Origin of the sequence: Streptomyces sp. NPDC057694 (assembly GCF_042799415.1) — a bacterium.
GTDB lineage: Bacteria > Actinomycetota > Actinomycetes > Streptomycetales > Streptomycetaceae > Streptomyces.
The window spans coordinates 319,658-343,046 of sequence record NZ_JBHVIX010000003.1; the positions used below are offsets into that span (position 1 = coordinate 319,658).

At 71.1% G+C, this 23,389-nt stretch carries 19 protein-coding genes and 1 riboswitch; of the genes, 11 read left to right on the top strand and 8 right to left on the bottom strand.

Annotated elements, in window-relative coordinates:
* Positions 1-390: 390 nt before the first annotated feature.
* Positions 391-1,971 (top strand): glutamine-hydrolyzing GMP synthase, encoded by a 1,581-nt coding sequence (guaA, locus tag ACFVDP_RS11305; protein WP_383486828.1) that lies wholly within the window; start codon positions 391-393, stop codon positions 1,969-1,971.
* 72 nt (positions 1,972-2,043) lie between these two features.
* Here guaA and ACFVDP_RS11310 read toward each other — a convergent pair whose 3' ends face one another.
* Complete coding sequence (locus tag ACFVDP_RS11310; RefSeq protein WP_383486831.1) at positions 2,044-2,523, bottom strand: pyridoxamine 5'-phosphate oxidase family protein; 480 nt, start codon at positions 2,521-2,523, stop codon at positions 2,044-2,046.
* Between the two features lie 117 nt (positions 2,524-2,640).
* Between ACFVDP_RS11310 and ACFVDP_RS11315 the strand changes: the two genes are divergently transcribed.
* Positions 2,641-3,450: a class II aldolase/adducin family protein gene (locus ACFVDP_RS11315; protein WP_383486834.1), complete on the top strand. Its 810-nt coding sequence runs from the start codon at positions 2,641-2,643 to the stop codon at positions 3,448-3,450.
* 222 nt (positions 3,451-3,672) lie between these two features.
* Here the strand turns inward: ACFVDP_RS11315 and ACFVDP_RS11320 are convergent, their stop codons facing one another.
* Positions 3,673-4,551 (bottom strand): DUF4429 domain-containing protein, encoded by an 879-nt coding sequence (locus ACFVDP_RS11320; RefSeq protein WP_383486837.1) that lies wholly within the window; start codon positions 4,549-4,551, stop codon positions 3,673-3,675.
* Positions 4,552-4,696: 145 nt separating this feature from the next.
* Between ACFVDP_RS11320 and ACFVDP_RS11325 the strand changes: the two genes are divergently transcribed.
* Complete coding sequence (locus ACFVDP_RS11325; protein WP_383486840.1) at positions 4,697-5,968, top strand: hypothetical protein; 1,272 nt, start codon at positions 4,697-4,699, stop codon at positions 5,966-5,968.
* A gap of 96 nt (positions 5,969-6,064) precedes the next feature.
* Complete coding sequence (locus ACFVDP_RS11330) at positions 6,065-6,583, top strand: DoxX family protein (protein ID WP_383486843.1); 519 nt, start codon at positions 6,065-6,067, stop codon at positions 6,581-6,583.
* A 575-nt stretch (positions 6,584-7,158) separates the two neighbouring features.
* Here the strand turns inward: ACFVDP_RS11330 and ACFVDP_RS11335 are convergent.
* Positions 7,159-8,460 (bottom strand): PspC domain-containing protein, encoded by a 1,302-nt coding sequence (locus tag ACFVDP_RS11335; protein WP_383486846.1) that lies wholly within the window; start codon positions 8,458-8,460, stop codon positions 7,159-7,161.
* Between the two features lie 176 nt (positions 8,461-8,636).
* Between ACFVDP_RS11335 and ACFVDP_RS11340 the strand changes: the two genes are divergently transcribed.
* From ACFVDP_RS11340 to ACFVDP_RS11350, 3 genes are all read left to right on the top strand, one after another.
* The gene (locus ACFVDP_RS11340; protein ID WP_383486848.1) at positions 8,637-9,944 is read left to right on the top strand and encodes a PspC domain-containing protein; all 1,308 of its coding nucleotides are present in this window, start codon (positions 8,637-8,639) and stop codon (positions 9,942-9,944) included.
* Complete coding sequence (locus ACFVDP_RS11345) at positions 9,941-10,633, top strand: LuxR C-terminal-related transcriptional regulator (RefSeq protein WP_383486851.1); 693 nt, start codon at positions 9,941-9,943, stop codon at positions 10,631-10,633. Before ACFVDP_RS11340 ends, ACFVDP_RS11345 begins: the two co-directional genes overlap by 4 nt.
* Positions 10,634-10,708: 75 nt before the next feature.
* Positions 10,709-11,350, top strand: coding sequence for a LysE family translocator (locus ACFVDP_RS11350; RefSeq protein ID WP_383486853.1), 642 nt, complete (start codon positions 10,709-10,711; stop codon positions 11,348-11,350).
* A 26-nt stretch (positions 11,351-11,376) separates the two neighbouring features.
* On the opposite strand, the gene ACFVDP_RS11355 is transcribed toward ACFVDP_RS11350, so the two are convergent.
* Entirely contained in the window at positions 11,377-12,069 is a 693-nt protein-coding gene (locus ACFVDP_RS11355; protein ID WP_383486856.1) for a DUF4232 domain-containing protein, read from the bottom strand.
* Positions 12,070-12,298: 229 nt separating this feature from the next.
* Between ACFVDP_RS11355 and ACFVDP_RS11360 the strand changes: the two genes are divergently transcribed.
* Positions 12,299-13,774 (top strand): FG-GAP and VCBS repeat-containing protein, encoded by a 1,476-nt coding sequence (locus ACFVDP_RS11360; protein ID WP_383486859.1) that lies wholly within the window; start codon positions 12,299-12,301, stop codon positions 13,772-13,774.
* Here the strand turns inward: ACFVDP_RS11360 and ACFVDP_RS11365 are convergent.
* Entirely contained in the window at positions 13,755-14,861 is a 1,107-nt protein-coding gene (locus tag ACFVDP_RS11365; RefSeq protein WP_383486862.1) for a serine hydrolase domain-containing protein, read from the bottom strand. The two genes, ACFVDP_RS11360 and ACFVDP_RS11365, sit on opposite strands and share 20 nt — an antisense overlap.
* A 252-nt stretch (positions 14,862-15,113) precedes the next feature.
* On the opposite strand from ACFVDP_RS11365, the gene ACFVDP_RS11370 reads away from it, so the two are divergent.
* Positions 15,114-15,866 carry a class I SAM-dependent DNA methyltransferase gene (locus ACFVDP_RS11370; protein WP_383486864.1) on the top strand — a complete coding sequence of 251 codons (753 nt, stop codon included), beginning with the start codon at positions 15,114-15,116 and terminating at the stop codon, positions 15,864-15,866.
* A 22-nt stretch (positions 15,867-15,888) separates the two neighbouring features.
* On the opposite strand, the gene ACFVDP_RS11375 is transcribed toward ACFVDP_RS11370, so the two are convergent.
* On the bottom strand, positions 15,889-17,028 hold the full coding sequence (locus ACFVDP_RS11375; RefSeq protein WP_383486867.1) for an NlpC/P60 family protein: 1,140 nt from the start codon (positions 17,026-17,028) through the stop codon (positions 15,889-15,891).
* Between the two features lie 270 nt (positions 17,029-17,298).
* Here ACFVDP_RS11375 and ACFVDP_RS11380 point away from each other — a divergent pair, with 270 nt between their 5' ends.
* Complete coding sequence (locus ACFVDP_RS11380) at positions 17,299-17,652, top strand: hypothetical protein (RefSeq protein WP_111663915.1); 354 nt, start codon at positions 17,299-17,301, stop codon at positions 17,650-17,652.
* Positions 17,653-17,669: 17 nt separating this feature from the next.
* Here the strand turns inward: ACFVDP_RS11380 and ACFVDP_RS11385 are convergent, their stop codons facing one another.
* On the bottom strand, positions 17,670-18,854 hold the full coding sequence (locus tag ACFVDP_RS11385) for an NlpC/P60 family protein (RefSeq protein ID WP_383486870.1): 1,185 nt from the start codon (positions 18,852-18,854) through the stop codon (positions 17,670-17,672).
* Positions 18,855-18,861: 7 nt separating this feature from the next.
* Positions 18,862-19,028: riboswitch (cyclic di-AMP (ydaO/yuaA leader) on the bottom strand.
* A gap of 343 nt (positions 19,029-19,371) precedes the next feature.
* Here ACFVDP_RS11385 and pcrA point away from each other — a divergent pair.
* Positions 19,372-21,861 carry a DNA helicase PcrA gene (gene pcrA / locus ACFVDP_RS11390; RefSeq protein ID WP_383486873.1) on the top strand — a complete coding sequence of 830 codons (2,490 nt, stop codon included), beginning with the start codon at positions 19,372-19,374 and terminating at the stop codon, positions 21,859-21,861.
* A gap of 21 nt (positions 21,862-21,882) precedes the next feature.
* Here pcrA and ACFVDP_RS11395 read toward each other — a convergent pair whose 3' ends face one another.
* Positions 21,883-23,379 carry a M23 family metallopeptidase gene (locus ACFVDP_RS11395; protein WP_383486876.1) on the bottom strand — a complete coding sequence of 499 codons (1,497 nt, stop codon included), beginning with the start codon at positions 23,377-23,379 and terminating at the stop codon, positions 21,883-21,885.
* Between the last annotated feature and the right edge of the window lie 10 nt (positions 23,380-23,389).

Below are 23,389 nucleotides of genomic sequence, written 5' to 3' on the forward strand. Positions count from 1 at the left end.
GCTTCGATGGACACCGAAGCACAGCCTGTGGAGGGGGGAAGAGTCCCCCCACCCCCCGAAAAAACACCCAAAGGAGGAGGGGGAAAGGCGGATTCCTCCCTTTTTTTTTTCCCCCCCCCCGCGCCTGTGGAAGTCGCTTGTCAGTGGCTCAAGCAGCACGACCATGGCATCCGGCGGGCCGGCTGCCATAGGTAAAGACGAAGATCGTCGCGAGCTTGAACATGCCAGGGAGTATAGCGCGGCCCCCATCAACCCCCTCCGGGCACACTCAAGCCCCTCCGGCGATTGAGGAGCGGGGTCCGGGGCGGAGCCCCGTGGCCTCAGGGCCAGCGCCGCCGAACCGGTAGAATCACAGGTACCGACCCCCGTAAAGCCGCCGGAAGGCAACCCGTGTCATCAGCGACCACCGCTGCCCCCGCCCCCGACACCGTCCTGGTCGTCGACTTCGGCGCGCAGTACGCCCAGCTCATCGCCCGCCGAGTCCGTGAGGCCCGGGTCTACAGCGAGATCGTCCCGTCGACCATGCCGGTCGAGGAGATCCTCGCCAAGAACCCGGCGGCGATCATCCTCTCCGGCGGCCCCTCGTCGGTCTACGCGGAGGGCGCCCCGCGCCTGGACCCGGCGCTCTTCGAGGCCGGCGTCCCCGTCTTCGGCATGTGCTACGGCTTCCAGCTGATGGCGACGGCCCTCGGCGGCACCGTCGACGACAACGGTGCCCGTGAGTACGGCCGCACCCCGCTCACCGTCTCCAAGGCCGACTCGACGCTGTTCGAGGGCACCCCGGCCGAGCAGCCCGTGTGGATGTCGCACGGCGACGCCTGCTCCGCCGCCCCCGAGGGCTTCACCGTGACCGCGTCCACCGACGTCGTCCCGGTCGCCGCCTTCGAGAACGACGAGAAGAAGCTGTACGGGGTCCAGTACCACCCCGAGGTCATGCACTCCACGCACGGCCAGCAGGTCCTGGAGCACTTCCTGTACCGCGGCGCGGGCCTCAAGCCCGACTGGACGACCGGCAGCGTGATCGACGAGCAGGTCGCCGCGATCCGCGCCCAGGTCGGCGACAAGCGCGCCATCTGCGGCCTGTCCGGCGGCGTCGACTCCGCGGTCGCCGCGGCCCTGGTCCAGAAGGCCATCGGCTCGCAGCTCACCTGCGTGTACGTCGACCACGGTCTGATGCGCAAGGGCGAGACCGAGCAGGTCGAGAAGGACTTCGTCGCCGCGACGGGGGCGAACCTGAAGGTCGTCGACGCCAGCGAGCGCTTCCTCACCGCCCTCGCCGGCGTCTCCGACCCGGAGACCAAGCGCAAGATCATCGGCCGCGAGTTCATCCGCGTCTTCGAGCAGGCCCAGCTGGAGATCCTCCAGGAGGACGGCCCCGAGGTCGCCTTCCTCGTGCAGGGCACGCTCTACCCGGACATCGTCGAGTCCGGCGGCGGCACCGGCACGGCGAACATCAAGTCGCACCACAACGTCGGCGGCCTGCCCGACGACATCGAGTTCGAGCTCGTCGAGCCGCTGCGCCAGCTGTTCAAGGACGAGGTCCGGATGGTCGGCGCCGAGCTGGGCCTGCCGGACGAGATCGTCCAGCGCCAGCCGTTCCCCGGCCCGGGTCTCGGTATCCGGATCGTCGGCGAGGTCACCAAGGACCGGCTCGACCTGCTGCGCGAGGCCGACGCCATCGCCCGCGAGGAGCTGACCGCGGCCGGCCTCGACCGCGACATCTGGCAGTGCCCGGTCGTCCTGCTCGCGGACGTCCGCTCGGTCGGCGTCCAGGGCGACGGCCGCACCTACGGCCACCCGATCGTGCTGCGCCCCGTCTCGTCCGAGGACGCCATGACGGCGGACTGGACGCGCATGCCGTACGAGACGCTCGCGAAGATCTCGACGCGCATCACGAACGAGGTCGCGGACGTCAACCGCGTCGTGCTCGACGTGACGTCGAAGCCGCCGGGCACCATCGAGTGGGAGTAGTCCCCACGGTCGTGTGATCGTGCCGTCCACCTCCGGGTGGGCGGCACTTTCGTGTCTTCGGCCCGGTCCCCGTCAGGTCCGCTTCATGGTCCGCACGCCGCCGCCCGGCGTCCACACCTGCACCACCAGATAGGTGTCGTCCTGGACGGACGTCCTGGTCACCTCGGTCACCTCGACGCGGAACAGGTGGAAGGACGACGGGTCGGGGACGGTGACCTGGCCGGTGTAGCGCTGGATCGTCGGCTCGTCCTCGACGAGCACCGCGCGGCCCGAGATCCGGACGTCGCCGCCGGCCATGGTCGTGCCCTCGCCCGGGTTCGCCTGCACCGCGCACCGCGGGTCGCGCAGCAGGTCCAGCGCCTTGAGCGACCCCGGCATCATGCCGAGCCACAACTCGCCCTCCAGGAAACGGACTTCGAGGCCGGAGGTGCGCGGCGAGCCGTCCTTGCGGAGGGTCGCGAGGACGTGGTGGGTGAAGGCGCCGAAGCGGTCCTCCACGGTCTTGGCGAGGACGGGTTCCGCGGTCGAGAAGGCTGCCCAGTTCGACGTCATGCGTCGAGTCTGCCGCGCATACCCGACATCTTCTGTCGGATATCGGGGACGACTCGCCGCATTCTCTTCACAGCCCGGCCCTGTCGCCTTGGATGCCGCGGAGGTACCTTCCGCTCCATGTCGACGCAGAACCCCGGACCCGTGCCCGCCCCCGCCCCGATACCGACGGACCAGCTGCACTTCGCCATGCCGCCGGTGCACACGAGCGCCGCCGACGAGCGGCGGCACCGCAAGGAGCGGCTCGCGGGCGCGCTGCGCATCTTCGGGCGGCTCGGGTACGAGGACGGGGTGTCGGGGCACATCACCGCCCGCGACCCGGAGTTCGACGACTGCTACTGGGTCAATCCGTTCGGGGTGCCGCTGCGGCACATCACCGTCGGCGACCTCGTCCTGGCCAACGGGGAGGGGCAGGTCGTCCAGGGCCGCCACCACGTCAACCAGGCGGCGTTCACCGTGCACGCCGAGGTGCACCGGGCCCGCCCCGACCTGGTCGCCGTCGCGCACTGCCACTCCACGTACGGCAAGGCGCTGTCCGCGCTCGGCGAGCTGATCGAGCCGATCACCCAGGAGGCGTGCGCCTTCTACGAGGATCACGCGCTGCTCGACGAGTACACGGGGGTGTCCGTGGACGCCGGGGAGGGCAAGCGGATCGCTGTCGCGCTCGGCAACTACAAGGCCCTTGTCCTTCGCAACCACGGGCTGCTGGCCGTCGGGGACTCGGTGGACGCCGCCGCCTGGTGGTTCATCGCGCTGGAGCGGTGCTGTGAGGTGCAGTTGGCTGCGCGGGCTGCCGGGCGGCCTGTGCTCATCGATCGCCGCCAGGCCGTGGCGACCCGGGATCGGACGGGCGGCGACCTTGTCGCGTGGATCAACTACCAGAGCATGTGGCAGGACATCACGCGCAGCGAGCCGGAGTTTCTGGCGTAGTCGATCGTCTGCGGGCCGCGTCGTGGCTGGCCGCGCAGTTCCCCGCGCCCCTGAGGCAGGCGCTTCGCGCCGCCTCCCCTTGAGGCTGCGCTTCGCGCGCCTCGATGGAGATAGCGCACGCAGTGCGCATCTCCAGGGGCGCGGGGAACTGCGCGAGAAGCGGCCACCGGCCGTCAGCCGAACGACAACCCGATAAGGGGCGCGGGGAACTGCGCGTGTGGATCAGCGGAAGTCTCGGAGCACGACCTGCTTCGTCAGGGTGAACTCGTCCTCGGTCAGGACCCCTTGGCGGTGCAGGTCACCCAGCTCGCGCAGCCTGCGCAGCAGTACGTCATGATCGGCCCGCAAAGGCCCCGGCACCGCCGACAGGGCTTCCCGGGGCGTCGACGGGTGCGGCAGCCGGGCCGTGACCGCCGCCGCGACGAGCGCCGTCAGCAGGTCCTTGCGGGCGTTGCCCCACAGATCGAGGGCGTACGGGTCCTTCTCCGGCGGCAGCTTGACGTGCGGGGCGGTGTCCGCGGCGCCCTTGGTGACGAAGCGCAGGAACCCGTCCTCGTAACCGGAGTTGGGCACCCAGTCGACCCCGTCCAGATCGCCGAGCGCGATGATCCGCGGGCCCGTCGCCCGCTTCACCCGGTCCGAGGTGTCGCTCCAGTCGATCCGGACCCGGCTCCCGTCGAAGGAGACCATGCCGTCGCTGGAGCGGACCGAGACCGGTACGGCGGGGCCGGGCACGAGGTACGACTCGGCGGGCCCGTCCGGGAGTTGTTCGAGGAGCAGCGCCTGCCGTATCTCCTCGGCGAGATACTCGGCGACACCGGACCGGTCCGTGTCGACGGCGAGGCGGAAGGGGTCCGCGGCCTCCGGGAGACGGCCGCCCGTGGCCTGGAGGAGCGGATCGGCGGCCTCGCGCAGGGTCAGGCGGAGCCGGCCGCGGCGCCGCTCCGGCTCGTAGGCGACGCCCGCGACGGCCGTCAGCGGCACGTCGATCTCGCCGTACGTCTGCCGCAGCAGCGCCACACTGCGGTGCAGACCTGGGGTGATGCGGACCGTGGTTCCGTCGAAGGCCCAGGTTCCGTCACGCTGGATGATCTCGGCCATACGGAAATTCTCGCAGTGTCGTCAACACTTCGGTCAATGCGGGCGAAAGCCGTTCAGGCCCTAGGGGTGGACCTGCGCGCCGGAGCGTACCTCCGGTACGGCACAATTCCCTGGCATCACAAGGAAGTTGACTGGGGGAACGACGGTGGCGGTGCAGGAAGCGCGGCAGGGGCAGGACACGCACGGGGGCGGCTGCGTGTGCGGCGACTGTCCGCACGGCGCACGCCAGGGGCACCGCAGGGCGGTCGCCGCGTTCCTGGCCAAGCGGGACGAGCTGGCGGCCGGCACCGGACTGCCGCCCGCCGTCGCCCATTCGGCCGGAGCCTCCCGGCAGTGGATCTCCGACGAACTCACCCTGTCCGCACAGGCCGTCGCCGACCGCGGCCGCGAGGAGGGCACGGCCTGGCTGGCCGGGTTGTGGCCGCGCACCCTGTACGTCGTCTGGGGCGCCGCCGGGGTGCTGCTCCTGGTGCAGCTCCTCACCGCGCTCGGAGCGGGCTGGACGGCCGCCCGCACGGCCGGCCTCGTCGCCGCCGTGCTGGTCGGCGCGCTGCTGACCGGCGCCGCCTACTGGCACCGGGCGCGCGGCGGGGTGCTCGCGCCGCTGATCGGCGAGGACAACCGGCTGTCGACCTCGCGGGCGGTGGCGGGCGGTGTGGTGCTCCTTTCGGTGTACGCGGTGCTGGTCCTCGCCGGTGAACTCGCGGCCGCCTCCGGCCCGGCCCGCCGCGACGCGCTCATCGACGGCCTCGAACTCGCCGCCGGGGCAGGTCTGTTGACGGTTCTCGCCGTGGTCTGCGCGGTCGCGGTGCTGGTGCGGCGGGTCGTCGGGCTCCGGATCGCCGGGCAGCGCCTGCAGAAGGTGCGGGCCGCCCGGCCGCGCGCGGCCGACCTGCTCACCGACGACTCGGGGCGCGGCAGCTTCACCGACACGCAGTACGTGGCCGTGTGCGCGGCCGCCGTCATCTGGGCCGGGGCGCGCCTCGCCCGCCGCCCCGAGCAGCTCCCCGACCTGCCCTGGGGCCTCGCCGTCCTCGTCGTCGTGTCCGCGGCGACGTACCTGGCCGGCAAGTACGCCGAGGGCGGCCGTCCGGTCATCCTCTCCGTGGTGCGGGCCCGGGAGGCCGGTGACCTCGACGCGCCCATCCGCACCGGCGACGACATCGAGATCCGCGGCACCGGCTTCGTGCCGCCGGGCGCGGGCGGCGCCGATCAGCTGGCCCGGGTCGCGGTGCGCATCGGTCCGGTCCATGTGCACGTGCCGCTGGTGCCGGTCGCGGGCGGCTTCACCAACCCGGCGGACGCGCTGCTCACCGTGCCGGTGCCGGTGGACGTCGAGCCCGGCCGGGTGGAGGTGCAGGTCATCACGGCGACCGGCGTCGAGACCAATCGCTGCCCGATCGACGTCACGGATTGAGCCATACCGATCAGTACTGAGCCGAACGCGTCTCTCGTACGTATGGTCGGGTAAAGGCGTGTGGAGCGCCCAGGCGCGAGAGGCGGCGGAGCGGTGATGGCCCACGGCATGCGGACCGACGCGTACACCGGATATGTCGACAGAGGGCGCGGCAACTGGCGGGAGACCGCGCAGCGGTACGCGCTGGTGCCGCTGCGCGTCTTTCTCGGCATCACGTTCATCTACGCGGCGTACGACAAGCTCAGCGACAGCGCGTTCTTCAAGTCTTCGGGGGCCGGGTCGATCGGGGATCAGATGCGCGGGGTCCGTGACAGCTCCGCGATTCCGGCGCTCGTCGATCTGGCGCTGAAGTCTCCTTCGGGGTTCGGCTACGCGATTGCCTTCGGCGAGCTGGTGGTCGGTATCGGCACGCTGCTCGGTGTGCTGGCCCGGATCGCGGCTCTCGGCGGTGCGCTGATCTCTTTGAGCCTGTGGCTGACGGTGAGCTGGCAGACGGAGCCGTATTACCTCGGCAACGACTTGGCGTATCTGATGGCTTGGCTGCCGTTGGTTCTGGCTGGGGCGGCTGTGTGGTCGGTGGATGCGTGGTGGAGGGGGCGGCGGCGCGGGTTGTAGCTCGGCTCCGGGTGGGTGGGGGCTGGTCGCGCAGTTCCCCGCGCCCCTGGGTAGTTCTTCACGCGCGGGCCGGTGGCCGCTTCTCGCGCAGTTCCCCGCGCCCCTGAGATGCGCACTGCGTGCGCCATCTCATCAGAGGCGCGCCGCCCCCTTCAGGAGAGGCGCGCGAAGCGCAGCCTCAAGGGGAGGCGGCGCGTAGCGCCTGCCTCAGGGGCGCGGGGAACTGCGCGAGAAGCCCCACCGGCCGTCAGTCGAAGGTCAACCCTTCAGGGGCGCGGGGAACTGCGCGAGAAGAGGCCACCGGCCGTCAGCCGAACGACGACCCATCAGGGGCGCGGGGAACCGCGCGACCAGCCGTGACGAGAGCCGCTACCGGGCACTATCGGGACCCCTGAGACCGGCGGTGCCGTACCGCGTGGGTCACCGTTCCTACGGCGCCGGCCAGGCACAGGCCTCCGACCACCAAGGGAATCGCCGTGAACCACGGCGTGTCCCACGCCCCACCGGCGTCGCCGAAGTACACGACCCCGGTCACCATCAGAACGACCCCGGCCAGCAACCGCCCGGGACGGAATTCACGCCGCACGGGACACCTCCACCTGTCCGACCCCGACCTCGACATGCAGCTCCACCGTGCCGGAGGCCTTCGTGCCGGGCGGCGGATCGAGCGTCTTGCGCTTCTCGACGCCAGGCCTGACGTCGACGTCGTTCGAGGTGTCGCCGGGCAACTGGATGTCCCCGACCCCGACCTCGGCGTGCAGCTCCACCGTCGCCCCCGCGGGCACGACGACCTTCGCCTGCCCGGCGCCGACCTCCACGTGCACGGACACCTTCTTCCCCGCACCCGGCCGGACCTTGGTCAGATCGAGCGTGCCGACCCCGGACCCCAGCTCGTACTTGGCGGAGACATCGGCGGCGCTCGCCGGTGTCCAGTCCGTGCGCATCCACTGCGTACTGATGTTGGAGGGCAGCGCGGCGGACGCCGTGAGCAGTCCCGCCGTGACGACGGCGAGGACGATCGAGCCGACGCCGGTGCGCCCGCGGAAGGCGCTGACCGCGATGCCGAGCCCGAAGACGGCCAGCGCGCAGGCCAGCCCGGTCTGGAGGCTGTGGCCGAGGGAGCGGTCGTCCCAGGTGGCGCCGGCGCCGACCAGACCCGCGACGAGTGCGCCCAGGAAGGTGAGCGCCCCGATCCCGCGCGGTCCGCGAGGCCGTTCGGGCGCCACGGGCCGCCCCCACCCGGCGGGCCGCCCCCCGGAGGGCGCGGCGGCGGTCCGGGCCGCGTCCGGCGGCCCCCAGAAGTACCCGGTGCCCCCGACGTGCGTACCGTCCTTGACGATCGGATCGCGCCACCACGACGGCGCCCCGGCCACCGGCGGCGCCTGCGCCTCGGGCGGCGCGTCGGCGACGGCCTGCGCGGCGACCGGGTCGGCCTCGGCGGTGGTGGTGCGCCGCTGCGACCAGTAACCGGAACCCGCCAGGAGCAGGGCGAGGACGGCGGCGAAGGAGAGCGCTCCGCCGTTGTTCAGCATGGAGAGGAAGACACCGCAGCCGACCAGCGCGGTGACGATGGCGGCGAGTCCCGGCCCGTCGACCCGCCCGGTGAGCAGCTTCCTGAACTCGTTCTCGTCCTCGTCGTCGTACGCCACGAACAGCCACGCGAAGCCGTAGAAGATCAGGCCCACGCCGCCGGTCACGGCGAGCACGGACAGGCCGATCCGGAAGATCACCGGGTCCATGTCGCAGTGCCGGCCGAGCCCCGCGCACACCCCGCCCAGCGTCTTGTGCCGGCGGTCCCGGCGGAACCGGCGCAGCGGGGCGGGCTCCCGCTCTCCACTCGGGGCCGCGGTGGCGGCCGGGGCATCCTCTTGCGTCATACGTCCATGGTGGCGGGCCGGGGCCGCCGACGGCAGTCGGGACAACCCTGGACGGACCCTGAGATCGTCCCTGAGGCACCCATCGTGGTACCCACCGCCCCGGCCGCGAAGATCAGGGGAGTATCGGGGCCCGACCCTGATGCCCCGCACCACCCCGCCGTGTGACGATCGGTGGCATGCCGGAAGCAGCGACCGCCCCCCTCGTGGAAGACCCGCGGCCGCCGCGCAAGCTCTACCGAAGCAGCGACGGACGCTGGCTGGGCGGAGTCGCGCGGGGCCTGGCCGGGCATCTCGGCCTGCCCGTCATCTGGGTGCGGCTGGTCTTCGTCGGCCTGTTCATGGCCGACGGGCTCGGCGCCCTGCTGTACGCGGCGTTCTGGTTCTTCGTCCCGCTGGGCGTCGGAGGCGTCGGCGCCGACCGGCCCCTGACCTCGTCGGTCCTCACCACGGAGGTCTCCGCCGACGGCCGCCGCAGACTGGTGGCGCGCCGCCCCGACAAGGGGCAGATCCTCGCGCTCGTCCTGATGGTCGTCGTCGCGATGATCTTCGTACAGAACGTCCACCTCTCCGGCAGCGCCAAGGCATACCTCGTCCCCTCCATCCTGGTCGGCGCGGGCGTCGCCCTGGTGTGGCGCCAGGCGGACAACGCGCGCAGGGCCCGCTGGGCCGAGGTCGGCCGCCGCAGGCGCACCCTGAACCTGGCGCGCGCCGCCGCCGGGGTCGTCCTGGTCGGCGCGGGCGTGACCGGCATCTTCGTCACCCAGGGCTCCACCGAGCACCTCGGCTCGATCCTCCAGGCGGCGCTCGCCGTGCTGGTCGGCATCGCGCTGCTCGCGGGCCCCTATCTGATCCGCATGACGCAGGACCTCTCCGAGGAGCGCCTGATGCGCATCCGCGCGCAGGAGCGGGCCGAGGTCGCCGCCCACGTCCACGACTCGGTGCTGCACACCCTGACCCTGATCCAGCGCAACGCGGACAGCGCCAGCGAGGTGCGCCGCCTCGCCCGCGCCCAGGAACGCGACCTGCGCGCCTGGCTCTACAAGCCGGCCGCGGCCGAGAACCCGCAGGAGCCCGAGACGGTCGCGGAGGCCGTCAAGCGCAACGCGGCCGAGGTCGAGGACAAGCACGGCGTCCCCCTGGAGGTCGTGGTCGTCGGCGACTGCCCGCTCGACGAGGCCCTCACGGCACAGATGCAGGCCGCGAGGGAGGCGATGGTGAACGCCGCCAAGTACGGTGGCGAGGGCGGCGCGGTGCAGGTCTTCGCGGAGATCGAGACGACCGGCGAGGGGGCCGAGGTGTTCGTGTCCGTACGCGACCGTGGGCCGGGCTTCGACATGGATTCCGTGCCCGCCGACCGCATGGGCGTAAGAGAATCGATCATCGGCCGGATGGAACGCAACGGCGGCACGGCCCGTCTGCGGGCGGTGCCCGACGGCGGCACGGAGGTCGAACTGACCATGAAGAGGGCGGAGAGGACGTCATGACCGACGCAGCGGCGGAGCAGGGCCCCGGACGGCACGTGCGGGTGGTCCTGGTCGACGACCACAGGATGTTCCGTACGGGCGTCCAGGCCGAGATCGGCCGCACCGAGACGACGGGCGTCGAGGTCGTCGGCGAGGCGGCCGACGTCGACCAGGCGGTCACCGTCATCACGGCGACCCGCCCCGAGGTCGTCCTCCTCGACGTCCACCTCCCGGGCGGCGGCGGTGTCGAAGTGCTGCGCCGCAGCGCGGCGTTGATGGCCGACGCCGAGAGCCCGGTGCGTTTCCTCGCCCTGTCCGTGTCGGACGCGGCGGAGGACGTCATCGGCGTGATCCGCGGCGGCGCCCGCGGCTACGTCACCAAGACCATCACCGGCACCGATCTGGTCGACTCGGTCTTCCGTGTGCAGGACGGCGACGCGGTGTTCTCCCCGCGGCTCGCGGGCTTCGTGCTCGACGCGTTCGCCTCCACGGACGCGCCGCCGGTCGACGAGGACCTGGACCGGCTCACCCAGCGCGAGCGCGAGGTGCTGCGCCTCATAGCCCGCGGCTACGCGTACAAGGAGATCGCCAAGCAGCTGTTCATCTCGGTGAAGACGGTCGAGTCGCACGTCTCGGCGGTGCTGCGCAAGCTCCAGCTCTCCAACCGGCACGAGCTGACCCGGTGGGCGACGGCGCGACGGCTGGTCTGACCGCCCGGTCTTCTTGACCGCCCGGTCTTCTTTACTCGGTGGACGGGGCGGGCGCCCCTGTGTCCTCATGGCTGCATGGTGTCCACCGACCGGCTTCTCGCCTTCGCCGCGATGTCCCTCCTCCTCATCGTCATCCCCGGCCCGAGCGTCCTGTTCGTCGTCGGCCGGGCCCTCGCCCAGGGCCGCCGCGCCGCGCTGACCACGGTCGTCGGGAACACGGCGGGGTCCTATGTCCTCGTCGCCGCCGTGGCCCTCGGCGTCGGCGCGGTCGTGGAGCGCTCGATCGCCGTCTTCACCGTGCTGAAGCTGGCGGGCGCGGCCTACCTGATCTACCTGGGGGTGCAGGCGATCCGCCGGCGCCGCTCGCTCCAGACGGTGTTCGCCGGGGCGGGCGCGGAGCCCGCGAAGGGGTCGCGGACCTTCTGGGAGGGATTCGCGGTCGGCGTCGCGAACCCCAAGACGATCGTCTTCTTCGCGGCGGTCCTGCCGCAGTTCGTGGACCGCGGGGCCGGGCACACCGTGCTTCAGATGCTGCTGCTCGGGCTGGTGTTCAACATCATCGCGGTGACGTCGGACAGCATCTGGGGCCTCGTGGCGGCCACGGCCCGCGACTGGTTCGCCCGTTCACCGCGCCGGCTCGCCGCGGTCGGCGGGATCGGCGGGCTCGCGATGGTCGGGCTCGGGGTCACCGTCGCGGTGCAGGGCCGCAAGGACTGACGCCCCCCCACCCGACCGTCCCGCGGTTACTTGCCGGAGCCGACGTGGTAGCCGACCGGGTCGACGAAGACGTCGGGGGAGCTGCCGCCGTCGGCCGGGACGGTGATGTCCAGCCCGTCGAGGTTCACGATCTCCGAGACGGTCTCGTTGGGCGGGGTGACGGACAGCCGCGTGAACTTCTTGCCCTTGCTGTCGGGGATCCAGCGGAGCAGGAAGCGGTTCTCCTCGCCGGGGCCGACGGTGACGGTGGGGGCCTTGGCGTCGGTGCGGGCGGCGTCGGGGCCGGTGTCGCCCAGCCCGTCGGGGCCGATCAGCTGGACGCCGGGGAAGCCGTGCATGGTGCACGTGGTGGAGCCGGTGTTCTTCAGGCTGACGACGATCTCGTTCTTCACGCCCGAGGCGGCGGCGGTCCCGGTGAGGTGGTCGGTCTTGCACGTCGAGGCCGACGTCGAGGCCGAGCCGGAGCCCGCGCTCTGGGCCTTGGTCCCGGTCCGGTCGGAGAGCTTGGTGCCGGAGGAGTCCGAGCCGGTGGAGTCCGAGCCGGAGGAGTCCGAGCCGGTCGCGTCCGAGGACTTGCTGTCCGTGGACCCGCTCGCCGCCGTGGAGGTGCTGCCGCTGCCGGAGGCCGCATCGGATCCGTCCGCACCGCCGCACGCGGTCAGCGAGAGGCCGGCGGCGGCGACGACAAGGGCGAGAGCGGAGTACTTCTTCGTACGCATGGGGGCTCCTGAGAAACGGTGGGGCGTTTGCTGTTTCGCGCTGTCGTTTCATAGGACACCCACTTGCCGGTGATCCGTTGCGGGCCACAATCGATCAAGACGCCCCTGTGACACGGGAGTCGAAAAGCGGTGACGAACCGAAAGCCGAAGGGGTTCACCCGGTCTTCGGTGCGCAACCATCGGCCGTTCACGCGCGTCTCGAAGACGACTACATTCACGAGGAGGAACCGTGTCCATCCGCAGACCTGTCCTGTCGACCGCCATAGCCGCCGCGATGATCGGCTCGCTGGGCGTACCGCTCATCGCCGGGACCGCGTCCGCGCAGACCCGGTCCACCACCGTGCGCGAGGACTTCGACGGCGACGGCTACCAGGACGTCGCCGTCGCCGCCCCGCAGGCGAAGGTCGGCGGCCACACCTGGGCCGGTTACATCACGGTCAGCTACGGCTCGGCGCACGGCATCGACCCGGCGCGCACCAAGGTCTTCACCCAGGACACCGCGGGCGTGCCCGGCGCGTCCGGCGACGACCACAGGTTCGGCTACGCGATGGTCTCCCGCGACCTGGACGGCGACGGCCTGACCGACCTGGCCGCGGTCTCCAGCGAGTACGACGCGACCGCCGGGGTCAATGGGGCGGTGACCGTCCTGTGGGGCCGCAAGGGCGGCATGACCGGCGCGGACTCCGTCCGTATCGCCGCGCCCGCGAACACCTCGATCGGCGAGGACCTGACCGCCGGCGACTTCGACGGCGACGGCCACACCGACCTGTTCATGAACCACGGCGACGACTACGACTACCACGCCGTCCTCTACGGCCCCATCGGCCGCGACGGCGCCCCCGCCCGCGAGCAGCAGGTGAAGGTGTACAGCACCGACAACTTCATCGACACGACCACCTCGGGCGACTTCAACGGCGACGGCATCGAGGACCTCGCGACCTTCTACGTCTACGAGAACCACGCCGAGGGCGGCAAGCTCTGGCTCGGCACCAAGAACGGCCTGTCCGCGACCTCGACGCCCCTGCCCTCCGCGGCGGCCGCCGCCGTCGGTGACTTCGACAAGGACGGCAAGGCCGACCTCGCCACCCGCGTCTGGCCGGGCGAGATCACCGAGGGCACCGACACGGACCCCGGCACCGTCAAGATCTACTACGGCTCGGCGACCGGCGTCAGCACCACCCGCACGAAGACGATCACGCAGAGCACGGCGGGCGTGCCCGGGGCGAGCGAGAAGGGCGATCAGTTCGGCTCGCGCCTGAACGCGGCCGACGTGAACGGCGACGGATACGCCGACCTGGCCGTCGGTGTCCCCGGCGAGGCGATCGGCACGAAGAAGCTGGCCGGCGCCGTGGTGCTGCTCAAGGGCGGCAGCGGCGGCCTCACCGGCACCGGCGCGCAGGCGTTCCACCAGGACACGGCGGGCGTCCCGGGCGTCGCGGAGGCCGGTGACGCGTTCGGCGGTGCGGTGCGGCTGCTCGACGTGACGGGCGACGGCAAGGCCGACCTGGTCGCGGGCGCGCCCGGCGAGGACCTGGGCAGCGTCGTCAACGGCGGCGCGGTGTGGCAACTGCGCGGCGCCACCGCCGGGTTGACGGCCACGAACTCGGTCGCGATCAACCCGACGGACATCGGCGCACCGTCGGCGAAGGCCCTGTTCGGTGCGAACCTGAGCGGTGACAACGGCCTCACCGTGCCGATTCCGTAGCCTCCTCGGTCTCCTTGGACTCCGTGGCGAACACCGCCTTCACCAGCTTCTGCGTGGCCTCCTGGAACGGGACGGCCAGGGAGAGGGTGGCGTCGTCCACGTAGTTCAGGGCGGCGGTCAGCGTCGTACGGCCGTCGGGCGTGCTGTACATCAGCGCGCCGTGGCCGGCGATGCCGCCGTTGTGGGTGATGACGGTGGAGCCGCCCGGTGTCTCCTGGACGAAGACCCCGAGGCCGTAGTGGGCCTTGGACTCCGGGGTGCACATCTCGGCGAGCAGCGGGGCGGGCAGGAGCCGGCCGGTCACGAGGGCCCGGATGAACGTGTGCAGGTCCTCGGTGGTCGAGACCATGTCGCCGCCGGTGGAGATCCAGGACGCGTTCTGCCGGGTGACGTCGACGACCGTCTCCGAGCCGTCCTCCTCGTACCGGTAGTAGGCGTGGGCGTGCGGTTCGGGGAGGTCCACCTGGGTGTCGCCGGGCATGAAGGTGTCCGCGAGGCCGAGCGGCTCCAGGATGCGCAGCCGCATCTCCTCGGCCAGTGGGCGGCCGGTGACCTCCTCGATCACCAGCCGTGCCACGACGTAGTTGGTGTTGGCGTAGCTCCAGTCGGTGCCCGGCTCGAAGCGGGCCGGCTTCGACAGCGAGAACCGCACCAGCTCCTCCGGGAGGTGCGCGGCGAACCGGCCCTCGACCCACTCCTTGCCCTGCCAGGGCATGCCCGGCGCGACGGTCCCGTCCTCGTAGTACTCGCCGGTGAAGTTGAAGAGCCCGCTGGTGTGCTGGAGCAGCATCCGTACGGTGATCCGCGGGTCGAACCCGAATTCGGGCAATATCGCGGCGACTTGGCCGTCGAGGTCGACCAGGCCGTCGGCCACGAGCTGGAGCATCACCGTCGCGGTGAAGGTCTTGGTGTTGCTGCCGATCCGCACCCGCCCGTCGGCCGGCGGCTGTTCGGTGCCGCCCAGTTCGCGCACTCCGGCGGTGCCGACCCACTCGCCGTCCGCGTCGTTCACGCGCAACTGCACCCCGGTGAAACCGGAGTCGACGATCTCCTGGGCGAGTTCCCGCAGCTCCGAACGGTTCGACATCGTGCACTCCTTCAACCTGGCGACTCGTTGTTTCCGATGAGTGAAACGCTACGTTGCGTTCGTGAGTCAGGCAATGCTGATGTTGCTCGCGGAGTGAGTAACTGCACGTCAATGGCGCCGAATTGATGCAATGGGCCTGCGCGATAATGCAACGAACGCGAGATAGTCCTTGCAATCGCCTGTGGGTGAACGCTCCAGCCCGGCCGGGAAAACCGGGTGCGCCCGGGTGCCCGCGGGCCCTACGGTCCTCGGATGGTCACTGGAGACGACGGCTACTTCCCGGAATCCATCGCGGCGGACTACGACCGGTCCTCCGCCTCCATGTTCACCCCCGAGACCCTCGACCCCACCCTCGACCTGCTGACCGAACTCGCGGGCGGGGGAAGGGCGGTGGAGTTCGGCATCGGCACCGGCCGCGTCGCCCTCCCGCTCGCCGCGCGCGGGATCGGGGTCCACGGCATCGACCTGTCCGGCGCCATGGTCGCCCGCCTGCGCGCCAAGCCGGGCGGCGACCGCATCCCCGTCACGATGGGGGACTTCGCGACGGCGCGGGCCGACGGGGCGGGCGGCTTCTCGCTCGCCTACCTCGTGTTCAACACCATCAGCAACCTGACCACCCAGGACGCCCAGGTCGACTGCTTCGTCAACGCCGCCGCCCATCTCGCCCCCGGCGGCACCTTCGTCGTGGAACTCATGGTGCCGGACCTGCGGCTGCTGCCGTACGGACAGGAGGCCGTGCCCTTCCACGTCAGCGACACCCGGTGGGCGTTCGACCGGTACGACGTGGCGACCCAGGCCATGAGTTCGAACTACTTCAGCGTGGATCCCGGGACCGGGCAGGGCACGTTCTGGTCCCTCCCCTTCAGGTACGTATGGCCGTCCGAACTCGACCTCATGGCGCGGATCGCCGGGCTGCGGCTGCGCGAGCGGTGGGACGGATGGACCCGCGAGCCCTTCACGAGCGAGAGCCGCAAGCACGTCTCCGTGTGGGAGAAGGCCGCCTGAGGACCCTGAGGGCGGGGAGCGGTCACACCACCCGGGCCGCCCCCGCGAAGGGCATCTGGTCGATCGGCGCGATCCGCACCGGCGCGCTCGGGTTCGGGGCGTGGATCATCTCGCCGTTGCCGATGTAGAGGCCGACGTGACTGATGCCGGAGTAGAAGAACACCAGGTCGCCCGGTTGCAGCTCGGACCGGGACACGCGCTGTCCCGCGTTGATCTGCGCGTAGGTGGTACGCGGGATGGAGACGCCCGCCGCGCGGTACGCGGCCTGCGTGAGGCCGGAGCAGTCGAAGGCGTTCGGACCCGTCGCGCCCCAGACGTAGGGGCTGCCGAGGGCCTGGCGCGCGTACGCGATGGCGGCCGCCGCGCGGGAGTTGGGGGCCGTGGCCGTCGGCGTCGTCCGGCCGGTGTCGGCGCCGGAGCGCGAGGCGCGGTCGGCTCCCGCCGCGGTGGTCGCGCCGGCCGTGGTGGCCGCGCCGGTCCCGGCGCCCGAGGCGACGGCGCGCTCGGCCGGGGTGAGCCGGTCCAGGAGGTCGCGGGCCTCGCCCAGCTTGCCCGTGACGGTCTTCTTCTGGCGGGCCAACTCCTGCTGCTTGGCGCGGAGTTCGGAGACCTGGCCGTCGGCCTGGCTGCGCAACTGCTCGACACCGCGCAACTGTGCGCGCACCCGGGAGATCGTCGCCGCCTGCCGGGTACCGACCCGGTCGACGAGGGACGCCTGGTCGAGATAGCGGTCGGGGGAGGAGGAGAGCAGGAGCTGGAGCGACGGGTCGACGCCACCGGTGCGGTACTGGGCGGCGGCCGTCGAGCCGAGGCGCTGCCGCTCGGAGTTCAGGGCCTCCTCGCGCCGGGCCGCCTCGTCCTGGAGCGACCTGACCTTCTTGCGGGCCCGGTCGGCGTCCTCCTGCGCGCCGTTGTACTTGTCGGTGGCGACCTCCGCCTCCTGGTAGAGCCGGTCGACCTTCGCCTTCACCTGAGCGGGGCTGAGGTCCGGCTCCGCGTGCGCCGTGCCGCTCTCGAAGGCGGTGGCGCCCGCCGCGGAGGCGAGGGCGAGGGTGGCCGCGGTGCGGGCCGTATGGCCGCTGAGCGAGCGCTGCCTGGGCTTGCGATGCGCTGCCGGCACGAAGTGCCACGTCCTTCCGGATCGTACGACCGCCGTCGTCATACGCCCGGCGGCGGCCCGCACAGGGGGAACGGGCCGCCGCCGGACTCTCCTCGGCGGTGGTGGCCGACTGCCGCCCCTGGCCCGGGCGGCGGTGGGGAGCCGGTCACCTGAGGAAGGACGCTAAACCTCGGCGTAACGGGTTGGTGTGGGATTGTTCGGAACTGCTCCCTTTGTTGTGGACGGCGTCAGAGGGTGACAGGTCGGCGACCATGCGTGCTCGTGGGGGATCGGTGGCGAGGCGTCCCCTGCGTCCCGTTAGGCTCCGGAACCATGGACGTACTCATCCATCTCTTCGTCGGCCTGCACATCATCGGCATCGCCTCGCTGCTCGGCGGCTTCCTCACGCAGATGTCGGCGATGGGCAAGGGCACCGCCCGCTTCAACAAGGCGATGCTGCACGGCGCCCTGACCATGCTGGTGACCGGTGTCGCCCTCGTCGGCCTCAATCAGGCCGACGACAACACTGTCAACAACATCAAGATCGGCGTGAAGCTCGCGATCCTGATCGTCATCCTCGGCATCGTGTATGTGAAGCGGGACGAGGAGAAGGCCGAGAAGGGCCTGTTCGCGACGGTCGGCGCGCTCACCGTCGCGAACATCTTCATCGCGGTGCTCTGGACCTGAGACGGTCCGGGCTCCGCTCAGGCGGGGCGCACCACGCTGTGGATCGACGAGGTGCCGTCGTAGTAGATGGACTCCTCGCGCACGTACGCGCCCGGCTTCGGGGCGTGGATCATCATCCCGTCGCCGAGGTAGAGGCCGACGTGGCTGATGTCGTCGTAGAAGAACACCAGGTCGCCGGGCTGGATGTCGGAGAGCGAGACCGTCGTGCCGACCTCGACCTGGTCCCAGGTGGTGCGCGGCAGCGTGATGCCGGCGGCCTTCCAGGCGGCCTGGGTCAGGCCCGAGCAGTCGTAGGAGTCGGGGCCCGTGGCGCCCCACACGTACGGCTTGCCCTCCTGGGCCTTGGCGAAGGCGAGGGCCTGCGCGGCCTTGGCGGCGTAGCCGGACGACGAACCGGACGACCCCGATGACGACCCCGTCGAGCCGGAGCCCGACGCGCCCTCCTGGGCGGCCTTCTCCTCGGCCGCCTTCTGCTTGGCGGCCTCGGCCTCCTTCTGCTGCTGCGCCAGCTCGGCAGCCTTCTTCCGGGCCGCCTCCTCCTTGGCCTTCTCGATCCGCGCGAGCCGCGCCTTCTCCTCGGCGGTCAGCTTGGAGAGCAGCTGCCGCGCGTCGGACAGCTTCGTCTGCACGGCTTCCTTGGAGCTCTGCAGCTCCTCCTGAGAACCGGCGAGCTGGCGCAGGTTCTCCTGCGCCTCGGTGCGCTTCTTCGCCGTCTTGCGCTGCTCGTCCTGGAAGTCGTCGACGGCCTTCTTCTGCTCGTTCGTCATCCGGCTGAGCAGTTGGTCCTGCGCGAAGTAGTCCTCGGGGTTGTCGGCGAGGAACATCGTCGCGGTGTCGCTCATCCCGCCCGAGCGGTACTGCTCGGCGGCGTACCGGCCCAGTTCCTGGCGGGCCTTGTTCATCTTCTCGGTGCGCTGCGCGATGTCGTCGAGGAGCCGGTCGACCTGCTGCTTCTTGCCGGTGGTCTGCTCCTTGGCCGCGTTGTACTTCTGCGTGGCGACCTCGGCCTGGCGGTACAGGGTGTCGACCTTCTTCTGGACCTCTTCCAGGCTCGGCCGGTCCGGCTGCGCGGGAGCGGCCTGCGCCGTCTGCGAGAGCAGGGCGACAGAGGTGAGGGCGGCGGTGGTGATGCCGATCGCGGGGGTCGTGCGAAGACCGCCGGCGAGTCGGGACCGGTTGCGCGGCTTGCGGTGCGACGCCAAGGCTGGCGACTCCTTCCGTCATCCGCCTACCGGGTTAGCTGTCGGGTTCGGGCCAGGAAGGTCGCCCTACGCTCCACCGCCCGGTACTGCCGGGCCGTCGAGCCGATTCACCCCAAGGTCGGTGGGTCCCCGGTTCCCTGCCTCACGGCGTACGGAACTCAGCGGGGGCTGCCCGCTCGCCGCGACGATCGCGGGCGGGGGGACGGACGGCCCGCGCAGCACGGTAGCCAACTCGTGTTGCTGCTGTGAAGGTTGATGTGCGATATGCCCGATACATTTTCGTGACCTTGCTGCGGTCGGGGGACCCGAGGGGTGCCGCGCGTCCATTTCTTGATCGGTTCTCGGTCTGTTTATCCGGCTGTGTGCCGATGTGGCGGCATGATCCGCGGCCGGGGGAGCGGCGAGTGATCTGCGTCATGCGGAACACGCCGCGTCCGCGCTCCCGCACGGCGGCGGAGGCCCGGTATCGCAAAGGCGGCGGCGCTCTGTCAGTGGGGCGGCCTAGACTCGTACGGCGATGAGCAGCCTCTTTGACGACAGTTTCCTGGCCAGCCTCCAGAGCGGCGCGGAGCAGCCCCCGCCGCCGCCCGAGGACCCCGCCCACGACAGCGCGCCGGAGCCGATCCCGGACGATCTGTTCGGCGGGAAGTTCGACGTGCCACCGGCCAGGGACGCGTACTACCGGGACGGCGCCCCGCGCCCGGCCGTCGACGCGGAATCCCTCCTGGAGGGGTTGAACGAGAATCAGCGGGCGGCCGTCGTCCACGGCGGCTCGCCCCTGCTCATCGTCGCGGGCGCCGGCTCCGGCAAGACCCGCGTCCTGACGCACCGCATCGCGTACCTGCTCGCCGAGCGCGGCGTCCACCCGGGCCAGATCCTCGCGATCACGTTCACGAACAAGGCCGCGGGCGAGATGAAGGAGCGCGTCGAGGCCCTCGTCGGCCCGCGGGCCAACGCGATGTGGGTGTCGACCTTCCACAGCGCCTGCGTGCGCATCCTGCGCCGGGAGAGCAAGAAGCTGGGCTTCACGTCCTCCTTCTCGATCTACGACGCGGCCGACAGCAAGCGCCTCATGGCGCTCGTCTGCCGCGACCTGGACCTGGACCCGAAGAAGTTCCCGCCGAAGTCCTTCAGCGCGAAGATCAGCAACCTGAAGAACGAGCTGATCGACGAGGAGGACTTCGCGAGCACGGCGGCCGACGGCTTCGAGAAGACCCTCGCCCAGGCCTACGCGATGTACCAGTCCCGCCTCCGCGAGGCGAACGCGCTGGACTTCGACGACCTGATCATGACGACGGTGAACCTGCTGCGTGCGTTCCCCGACGTCGCGGAGCACTACCACCGCCGCTTCCGCCACGTCATGGTCGACGAGTACCAGGACACCAACCACGCGCAGTACGCGCTGGTCAAGGAGCTGGTGGGCCCGGCCGACAGCGACCCGGCCGAGCTGTGCGTCGTCGGTGACGCCGACCAGTCGATCTACGCCTTCCGCGGCGCCACGATCCGCAACATCCTCGACTTCGAGGAGGACTACGCGGACGCGACGACGATCATGCTGGAGCAGAACTACCGCTCCACGCAGACGATCCTCTCCGCGGCCAACGCGGTCATCGAGCGCAACGAGTCGCGCCGCCCGAAGAACCTGTGGACGAACGCGGGAGCGGGCGCCCAGATCACCGGCTACGTCGCGGACACCGAGCACGACGAGGCCCAGTTCATCGCCGACGAGATCGACCGCCTCACGGACGCGGGCGACGCCCGGGCCGGCGACGTCGCCGTCTTCTACCGGACGAACGCGCAGTCCCGTGTCTTCGAAGAGATCTTCATCCGCGTAGGACTGCCCTACAAGGTCGTCGGCGGCGTCCGCTTCTACGAGCGCAAGGAGGTCAGGGACGTCCTGGCCTATCTGCGGGTGCTCTCCAACCCGGAGGACTCGGTCCCGCTGCGCCGGATCCTGAACGTGCCGAAGCGCGGCATCGGCGACCGCGCCGAGGCGATGATCGACGCGCTGTCGCTGCGCGAGAAGATCAGCTTCCCGCAGGCGCTGCGCCGCGTCGACGAGGCGTACGGCATGGCGGCCCGCTCGACGAACGCGGTGAAGCGGTTCAACACGCTCATGGAGGACCTGCGCACGATCGTCGAGTCGGGCGCCGGTCCGGCGACGGTCCTGGAGGCGGTCCTCGAGCGCACCGGGTACCTCGCCGAGCTCCAGGCCTCCACCGACCCGCAGGACGAGACCCGCATCGAGAACCTTCAGGAACTCGCCGCCGTGGCCCTGGAGTTCGAGCAGGAGCTGGCCGCCTCGGACGAGGGCGCGCAGGACGACGGCGTGGAGGCCCCGGTCTCCGGCGGCACGCTCTCCGACTTCCTGGAGCGGGTCGCGCTCGTCGCCGACTCCGACCAGATCCCCGACGAGGACGACGACGGCAGCGGCGTCATCACCCTGATGACCCTGCACACCGCCAAGGGCCTGGAATTCCCGGTGGTCTTCCTGACGGGCCTGGAGGACGGCGTCTTCCCGCACATGCGCTCGCTCGGCCAGGCCAAGGAGCTGGAGGAGGAGCGCCGGCTCGCCTATGTGGGCATCACGCGCGCGCGGGAGCGGCTGTACCTGACCCGGTCCACGATGCGCAGCGCCTGGGGCCAGCCCTCGTACAACCCGCCGTCGCGGTTCCTGGAGGAGATCCCGGCCGCGCACCTGGACTGGAAGCGCACGGGCCCCTCGACGCCGGCGGCCTCGACGAAGAGCATCGGCGGCGGCATCGCGGCCTCGCTCTCCTCGTCGCGCTCGCGCACCGGCTCGACGCCCGCGTTCGCCACCCGGCGGGCGAGCGAGAAGCCGGTGGTGTCGCTGTCGGTCGGCGACCGCGTCACGCACGACCAGTTCGGCCTCGGCACGGTGGTCGGGGTCAACGGCTCGGGGTCGAACGCGGAGGCGACGATCGACTTCGGAGACCCCAAGCCGAAGCGGCTGCTGCTGCGGTACGCGCCGGTCGAGAAGCTGTAGCGGAGTTTTTTGCAGGGGGGCTCAGGTCGGGTCCAGGCCGTGGCTGCGCAGCCACGGCAGGGGGTCGATCGCCGAGCCGCCGCCGGGCCGTACCTCGAAGTGCAGGTGCGGTCCGGTCGAGTTCCCGGAGTTGCCCGAGCGCGCGATGACGTCCCCGGCCTTGACCGGCCCGCTCATCACGGTGTGCGCGGAGAGATGGCAGTACCAGGTCTCGGTACCGTCCTTGGCGGTCACTATCGCCATGTTTCCGTAGGCGCTGTTCCACTGCGTCCGTACGGTGCCGTCCGTCGCGGACATCACCGGAGTCCCGTAGCTGACGGGGAAGTCGATGCCGCTGTGCGAGGACATCCAGTTGACCCCGGCCTGACCGAAGTACGCGCTCAGTCCGCGCTGCTTCACCGGGAGCACGAACTTGGGGCGCGCCGCTTCCTTGCGCGCGGCCTCCTCGGCGGCCTTCTTGCGGTCCGCCTCCTGCTTGGCCTTCAGGTCGATACGTTCCTGGGTGCGGCTCGCCCGGTCGGCGAAGTCACCGGCGTCCTGGGAGAGATCGGCGAGCTGGGTGTCCAGCTTGTTGTTGGCCGTGGACGGTTTCACCGCCTTCGCCTCGGACGCCGACACGGCCTGCGTGTCCGTGTCGTCGCCGCCCCCGCCGACTCCGACGGAGGCCGCCGCGATCCCGGCGATGCCGACCACGCACACCGAGGGCACGGCGACGGTCAGCAGTGCGGAGCGCTTGGCGGGCGTACGACGCCGGGAGCGGCCGCGGGCCGCCGCGCGTGAGGTGAACTCCCGTTCTACGGGAGCCGGTTCGGGATGCTCGGGGTGCTCGGGATGTTCGGCGACGGGTTCGGCGGTGTCGTACTCGGCCGGGGACGGCGCCGGTTCGTGCACGGCTTCCATCTGGCCGGTGTCCGTGCTGTGGCTGTCCCCGGAGTTCCACTGCGTGGCGTCGTACGCGCCCGTGTCGAAGGCCGTCGCACCGAAGACCGGCGACTCGAAGGTCTGCGTGTCGTAGGGCTGGGCCGCGAGGTGCTGGGGGTCGAAGGCCGGTGCCTGGAAGGCCTGGGTCTCGAAGGCCTGGGTCTCGAAGGTCTGCGTGCCGCCGTACGTCGTGGTGTCCCACTGCCCGGTGTGGTGCTGTCCCGTGTGGTGCTGCCCGGTGTGGTGCTGCCCGGTGTGGTGCCCGGCCGCGCCGGACTGGGCCGGGATGGTGCCGGTCTGTTCGTACCCGCCGTGACCGCCGTACCCGGAAGCGGGCCACGCGCCGGTGGTGTCATAGCCGCCGGTGTCGTACGAGGACGCGTGCGGGTCGGTGTACTGCTGCTGGTGGCCGGGGTCGGCGTACCAGTGGCCGGTGTCGTAGGAGCCCGTGTCATAGGTACCGGCGCCAGGGGAACCGGTGTCGTAGGGGCTGTCGCCCGGCAGGTCACCGAAGAGGGGATCGGTGGCGAAGCTGGTCGTGGAGTAACCGTCGTGCGCCGCGTAGTGCGCGGTCCCCGACGGATGACGGTCGTTCACCAACTTCTCT